At 71.7% G+C, this 5,834-nt stretch carries 5 protein-coding genes; 3 read left to right on the top strand and 2 right to left on the bottom strand.

The genetic code is table 11. From position 1 onward, the window contains the following. A complete protein-coding gene (locus tag ABZT49_RS34245; RefSeq protein ID WP_355293085.1) occupies positions 1-918 on the top strand; it encodes a methyltransferase domain-containing protein in 918 nt (305 codons plus the stop codon). A 379-nt stretch (positions 919-1,297) separates the two neighbouring features. Here the strand turns inward: ABZT49_RS34245 and ABZT49_RS34240 are convergent, their stop codons facing one another. Next, positions 1,298-1,504 carry a hypothetical protein gene (locus tag ABZT49_RS34240; RefSeq protein ID WP_355293083.1) on the bottom strand — a complete coding sequence of 69 codons (207 nt, stop codon included), beginning with the start codon at positions 1,502-1,504 and terminating at the stop codon, positions 1,298-1,300. A gap of 440 nt (positions 1,505-1,944) precedes the next feature. Between ABZT49_RS34240 and ABZT49_RS34235 the strand changes: the two genes are divergently transcribed. Further along, positions 1,945-2,889: a glycosyltransferase family A protein gene (locus tag ABZT49_RS34235; RefSeq protein WP_355293081.1), complete on the top strand. Its 945-nt coding sequence runs from the start codon at positions 1,945-1,947 to the stop codon at positions 2,887-2,889. A 10-nt stretch (positions 2,890-2,899) separates the two neighbouring features. Here the strand turns inward: ABZT49_RS34235 and ABZT49_RS34230 are convergent, their stop codons facing one another. Then, positions 2,900-4,039, bottom strand: a complete 1,140-nt coding sequence (locus ABZT49_RS34230; RefSeq protein WP_355293079.1) for an anhydro-N-acetylmuramic acid kinase — start codon at positions 4,037-4,039, stop codon at positions 2,900-2,902. A 142-nt stretch (positions 4,040-4,181) separates the two neighbouring features. Between ABZT49_RS34230 and tyrS the strand changes: the two genes are divergently transcribed. Beyond that, positions 4,182-5,456, top strand: coding sequence for a tyrosine--tRNA ligase (tyrS, locus tag ABZT49_RS34225; protein ID WP_355293077.1), 1,275 nt, complete (start codon positions 4,182-4,184; stop codon positions 5,454-5,456). Positions 5,457-5,834 lie beyond the last annotated feature (378 nt).

The raw sequence follows: 5,834 nt of genomic DNA, 5'->3' as shown, positions 1-5,834 counted from the left end.
ATGCCCGCCCCCGCCCGCTCCTCCGGCGACCTCCTCGCCGACCGCCGCTACGCCTGGGCCGAGGCCGCCTTGGCCGACGGCGACGCGGGCGCCGCGGCCGACCTCGCCGCCCAGGTGCTCGAGCGCGCCCCCGGCTACGCCCCGGCCTGGCTCCTGCTCGGCCGCGCCCGCGCCGCCGACCCCGCCCTGCGGGCGGACGCCCCGGAGGCGTTCCGGGCCGCGCTCGCCCTCGATCCGGAGGATTCTCTCGGCGCCCGCCTGCATCTGGCGGAGCTCGGCGAGGTGGCCGGGGAGGCGATCTCGCCGGCCTATGTCCGGGCTTTGTTCGACGGCTATGCCGGCCGCTTCGAGCGCCACTTGGTCGAGGGCTTGAGCTATTGCGGCCCGGGGCTGATCCGGACCGCCCTGGAGCGGCTGCGCGGGCCGGACGCCGCCTTTCCCCGCGTTCTCGACCTCGGCTGCGGCACCGGCCTGATGGCCCGGGCCCTCGGCGGGAGCGCCGGCACGCTCGCCGGCATCGACCTCTCGCCCGGCATGCTGGCCGAGGCGCGCCGCACCGGGCTCTACGCCCGGCTGCACGAGGGCGACCTGCGGGATTTTCTGCGGGCCGAGCCGCCGTCGAGCGCCGACCTCGCGGTGGCGGCGGACGTGTTCATCTACCTGCGCGAGATCGGGCCGGTGCTGCGGGAGACCGCCCGGGTGCTGGCTCCCGGCGGCCTGTTCGCCTTCACGGTGCAGGGCCATGCCGGCGCGCGCGGCGCGGTGCTCGGGGCGGATGGCCGCTACGCCCACGGGGTCGCGAGCCTGCGGGAGGATGCGGCGGCGGCGGGCTTACGGATCGCGCTGCTGGAGCCGGCGGAGATCCGGCGGCAGAACGGACTGGGCGTGCCGGGATGGCTGGCGGTGCTGGCGCTGTGACGCCGGAAGGCGGCCTCGGAGACCGCCCACTGGCGCCGACAGAATTCAACGGCCCCTCATCATGAAGGGACGGCCCCCGTTTCGCGAGGGGGTGTGAGCATCGGCTTGGTGCCGGTCGGTTCAGGAGCAGCCTATCCCCGGTCCCTGATGCCGGCGCGCCGCCGCGGGATCGCGACGAGGACGACGGCGGGCCATTAGAGCATTTTCCGACGAAGTGGATACCGGTTCGTCGAAGAAAATGCGGCCAAATCAATGAACTAGAGAGCTTCGCGATTGCAGCGCGATCGTGAAGGGCTCTCAGGGGTTCGCACACGCGTTCCTTGCGAGGACCAGGCTCCCGCACATCCCGACGCGCTCGAATGGCCGCGACCCGGCGGCGTCACGCAGCGCCGAGCGCGTCGCGCCGGACCGGCGGCAGCGTGCGGATGGGGAAGGGAATGATCTGGCAGCGGCTCTCCGGCTCCGCGGCGACGTCGCGCCGGCGGGCCGAGCGCTCGACCGCGGAGGCGATCGCCAGCTTCGCGCGCGGGGAATAGCCGCGACGGCGCAGCCAAGCCGGGATCGGGGAGTAGCTTCTCTTCGACATAGTCCGCGTGCCGTTGCAGGGTGGGCGACGGCGTTAGTTCAAACATGGATGCCGGACCCGGGAAACGCCGCCGCGTCCCAATCTCTTGTCCCAGAATCCCAACGGGTGGCCGTCGGTCCTGGCGGCTGTCCGGCGCCCCGACGGTGATCGGCCGCCCAGTTGCGGCGGGCCTCACCGGACGAGCCGCGGGCGATGCCGCCTCCACCCTTCGCCGTAGCCCCTCTCACCCTGACGGCCGGTGGCCGGTGTCCGGAAGGCGCGGCTCTCGGCCCAAGGCCCGCCTGCTAATCAGGAGCCGGACGTGGCGCGATGCCTCGCGCCCTGAAGCCCATCGGATCGCGTGGCGGTCGGATGGGGCTCCAGGTCTTCGATGTCGCCGCATGATCGTCGACGAACCGGTATCCACGTCGTCGGACCATGCTCCAGCCGGGACTCCCGCCATGGCCTCCTTCCCCCTTCCCGCCGTCTCCGTGGTGATCCCGCTGTTCCAGAAGGCGGACGTGGTCGGCCAGACGATCGAGGCGGTGCTCCGGCAGACCTATCCGCTGTTCGAGATGATCGTCGTCGACGACGGCTCGACCGATGGCGGCGGCGACGTCGTCGCGGGGTTCACGGACCGCAGGATCCGCCTGATCCGCCAGGACAATGCCGGCGCGTCGGCGGCGCGCAACCGGGGCGTCGCCGCGGCGCGCGGCGACTGGATCGCCTTCCTCGACGCCGACGACCTCTGGGCCGGCCGGCACCTCGAGAACCTGATGGCGGCGGCCGCCCGGAGGGATGCGGTCGCGGTCTTCGCCAACCACCTGCTGGCCAGCCGCTCCGCGCCGGTGATGAAGGCCGACGTGCCCGACCAGCGCGTCGACGATCCCTTCGCCTTCGTGCTCGCGACCTACCCCTACGCGGTGCATCCGAGCAGCCTCCTGGTGGAGCGGGCCGCGCTGATCCGGGCCGGGCTGTTTCCGGTCGGCGCCGTGATGGGCGAGGATACCGACACCTGGTGCCGCCTCGCCTTCGAGGGCCCGTTCCGCTACGTCGCCGAGCCGACGGCGGTCTACCGCGACGGCCACCCGACCAGCGCGCTCGCCGGCCAGATGCGCCGGCGCCCGCTGCCGCCGCCCTTCGACCGGACGCTCACCGCGCTCCTGCGCCACGGTACGGTGCCGCGCCACCTCGTGCGCTCCGCCGGGCGCTACCGCAACTTCCTGATGCTCGAATACGCCCGCCAGCTCCTCGACAGCGGCGATGCGGAGGCTGCGCGCGACACCTTGAGGCGCCATTGCCGCCTCGCCGACGATCCCGTGCGCTACGCCCGTCGCTTCCTGCGCACCTGGTCGTTCGGGCACCGGCTCTACGCGCTGTCGCGGCAATGGGTGCCGTCGCGGTGAGTGGGTCCCCTCACCCCTCCGGCCGCGCCAGCACCCCGCCGGTGATCGCCTGGCTCACGCCGGTCGTCGACGGGAAGGTGATCGGCAGGCCCTCCACCGAGCGCACCGCGAGGTAGGCGAAGGCCTGGGCCTCCAGGAAGGCGGAGGACCAGCCGATGGCGTCCGCCGTCGTGATCTCGGCGCGCAGGTAGTAGTTGAGCTGGCGCAGCAATTCGCCGTTGCGGGCCCCACCCCCGGCGACGATCCAGCGGGTCGGCGGGTCGGAGGCGTGGTCGAGGGCGCGGGCGACCGCCCGGGCGGTGAAGGCGGTCAGCGTCGCGGCACCGTCCTCGGTCGAGAGCTGGCCGGCGAGCTTGTGCGAGAACCAGTTCCGGTCGAGGGATTTGGGCGGCCGGCGCGAGAAGAACGGGTGGATCAGCAGCCAGGCGAGCAGCGGCTCGTCGGGCCGGCCGCGGGCCGCCGTGCGGCCGTTGTCGTCGAGCGCGTGGCCGGTGCGCTCGCGCATCCAGTCGTCGATCAGCGCGTTGCCGGGACCGGTATCGAAGGCGAGGATCTTGCCGTCCCGGGCGATCAGCGTCGCGTTCGCCACGCCCCCGATATTCAGGATGCCGAGGCTGTCGGCGAAGCCCGAGGCCTGGGCCAGCGCCCGGTGGAAGACCGGCACCAGCGGCGCGCCCTGCCCGCCCGCCTCGATGTCGGCGTTGCGCAGGTCCGACACCACCTTGATGCCGAGACGGCGGCTCAACGCCTGGCCGTCGCCGATCTGCACGCTCATCTTCTGGTCGGGCCGGTGCACCACGGTCTGGCCGTGGAAGCCGATCACGTCGATATCGGCGGCGCTCAAGCCGTTCTCGGCCAGGAAGTTCTCGACCGCCTCGGCGTGGAGGCGGGTCACCAGGTCCTCGGCTTGTCCCAAGCAGCCCGGGCGCTCGCTGCGCTCGGTCACGGCCTCGGCGTCGACGAGCGCCTGGCGCAGCAGCGCCCGGTCGTCGTCCGAATAGGCGCGGTAGCCGGTGGGGCCCAGCGGCTCGAGATAGCCGTTATGGCTGCGCTCGACCCGGATCGTCTCGCCGTCGGTCTCGATCAGCGCGACGTCGACGCCGTCGAGGGAGGTGCCGCTCATCAGCCCGATCGCGCGCCGCATCGCCATTCCGATTAGCCCCCCGTGCCTTTCGGGGCCGGCTTTGCTATGAGCCGACCCGTTCCGAGTCCGACGGAGCTAGCATGGCGGCGCCGCGCTGTCGCGCCACCGCCCCAGGCAGATTGCCATCACGAGACCGATCGAGAGTTCCATGGCCGCGCCCACCGACTTCGCGCCGCGTTCCGACTTCCTCCGCGTCCTCCTGGAGCGCGGCTACGTCCACCAATGCTCCGACTTTTCGGGCGTGGACGAGGCCGCCCGCGAGGGCCGGCTGACGGCCTATGTCGGCTACGATTGCACGGCGCCGTCGCTGCATATCGGCCACCTGCTCTCGATCATGATGCTGCACTGGCTCCAGGCGACCGGCGGCAAGCCGGTGGCGCTGATGGGCGGCGGCACCACCCGCGTCGGCGATCCGTCGGGTCGCGACGAGAGCCGCAAGATCCTGACGCTCGACCAGATCGAGGCCAACAAGACCGAGATCGGCAAGACCTTCTCGCGCTTCCTCGATTTCAAGGCCGGGTCCAACGCCGCCTTGATGGCCGACAACGCCGAGTGGCTGACGACGCTCAACTACATCGAGATGCTGCGCGAGATCGGCCGGCACTTCTCGGTCAACCGGATGCTGTCGATGGACAGCGTGCGGCTGCGGCTGGAGCGCGACCAGGAGCTGTCGTTCCTGGAATTCAACTACATGATCCTGCAGGCCTACGACTTCGTCGAGCTGAACCGCCGCTATGGCGTGACGCTGCAGATGGGCGGCTCGGACCAGTGGGGCAACATCGTCACCGGCATCGATCTCGGCCGGCGCCTCGGCACGCCCCAGCTCCACGCCCTGACCTGCCCGCTGATGACCACGGCGTCCGGCGCCAAGATGGGCAAGACGGCCTCCGGCGCGGTCTGGCTCAACCCGGACATGCTGAGCCCGTACGAGTACTGGCAGTTCTGGCGCAACACCGAGGATGCCGATGTCGGCCGCTTCCTGCGGCTGTTCACCCTGATGCCGCTCGGCGAGGTGGCGCGGCTCGAAGGCCTGGGCGGCCAGGAGATCAACGAGGCCAAGAAGGTGCTGGCCACCGAGGCTACCGCCCTGCTGCACGGCCGCGAGGCGGCGGAGGCCGCCGCCGAGACGGCGCGGCGCACCTTCGAGGAGGGCGCGCTGGCGCAGAGCCTGCCCACCGTCGAGGTGTCGCGCGCGGCGATCGAGGCGGGGCTCGGCGTGCTCTCGGCCTTTGGGCCGGATCACGCGGCGCTGGTGCCCTCGACCAGCGAGGCGCGGCGGCAGGTGAAGAGCGGCGGGCTCAAGGTCAACGACGCGCCCGTCACCGACGAGCGCGCGGTGATCGGTGCCGGTGACGTCACCCCGGAGGGCGTGGTGAAGCTGTCCTTCGGGCGCAAGAAGCACGTGCTGTTGCGGGTGGTGTAGGGCGGCGATCGGCGCCGGGATCCTTTCCCCCGCGCGAGGGGCTGTCCAGTCCAAGAAGAGGCGCGGGCTTCCCCTCCCCCCTCTGCGGGGGAGGGTGCCCCACGGAGTGGGGCGGGAGAGGGGACGCCGCTTCCGGAGGTGTCGCGCGCGCGGTGAAGGGCGCCATGTCCTTCATCGTCGCGCTGCCCCTCTCCCGGCTCGCTCCGCTCGCCACCCTCCCCCGCAGAGCAGGGCGATTGCATACGAGTAGATCTCGGATTGCGATGATGTGCTCGAACGGATTTGATCGGACCGTCCCCCCAGGAGGGTCCGATCATGGTCGAGCAGATCCTGACAATCTTCCGCGAGGTTCGTGATCCGCGCGATTTTACGGCGCGC

The organism is Methylobacterium sp. EM32 (genome assembly GCF_040593685.1).
Classification (GTDB): domain Bacteria; phylum Pseudomonadota; class Alphaproteobacteria; order Rhizobiales; family Beijerinckiaceae; genus Methylobacterium.
The sequence above is the reverse complement of the archived record's forward strand: the minus strand, read 5'-3'. Positions and strand labels throughout refer to the sequence as shown.

Coding starts and splice junctions, on each gene's coding strand:
- ABZT49_RS34245 (WP_355293085.1), top strand. CDS start 1: ATGCCCGCCCCCGCCCGCTCCTCCGGCGACCTCCTCGCCGACCGCCGC.
- ABZT49_RS34240 (WP_355293083.1), bottom strand. CDS start 1,504: ATGTCGAAGAGAAGCTACTCCCCGATCCCGGCTTGGCTGCGCCGTCGC.
- ABZT49_RS34235 (WP_355293081.1), top strand. CDS start 1,945: ATGGCCTCCTTCCCCCTTCCCGCCGTCTCCGTGGTGATCCCGCTGTTC.
- ABZT49_RS34230 (WP_355293079.1), bottom strand. CDS start 4,039: ATGGCGATGCGGCGCGCGATCGGGCTGATGAGCGGCACCTCCCTCGAC.
- tyrS (WP_355293077.1), top strand. CDS start 4,182: ATGGCCGCGCCCACCGACTTCGCGCCGCGTTCCGACTTCCTCCGCGTC.